Genomic DNA, 278 nt, shown 5'->3' with positions numbered 1-278 from the left:
TGCCCGCGGGGGCGGCGGGGGCCCTCTCGGCGGTCGAGCGGGCGTCCGCCGATGCATCGGCCGCGACGGTCGACCTCGGGAGCATCGGGGAGTTCCCGCTCGCGGCCGTGTCCGCCGCGGCCGCGGCCCTGGTCGTGGTCGTCCTGCTGATCGCGTTCCTGCTCACGCGGGGCCGCGGTCGCGTGCGCGAGGTGCTCGCGGTGCCGGGTCCTCGGGGGACGACCCGGGTGGACCGCGGTGTGGCCGACGGCGTGCTGGCGGAGACGCTCGCGGCTCGG

Annotated in this window: 1 protein-coding gene; it reads left to right on the top strand. The window is 79.1% G+C overall.

What is annotated here, in order from left to right:
• Positions 1-278, top strand: a 278-nt coding sequence (locus DW309_RS19670) for a hypothetical protein (RefSeq protein WP_168387274.1), incomplete at both ends; no start/stop codon positions are given.

Source organism: Microbacterium sp. K41 (genome assembly GCF_004794395.1).
Taxonomy (GTDB): Bacteria; Actinomycetota; Actinomycetes; order Actinomycetales; family Microbacteriaceae; genus Microbacterium; species Microbacterium sufflavum.
The sequence above is the reverse complement of the archived record's forward strand: the minus strand, read 5'-3'. Positions and strand labels throughout refer to the sequence as shown.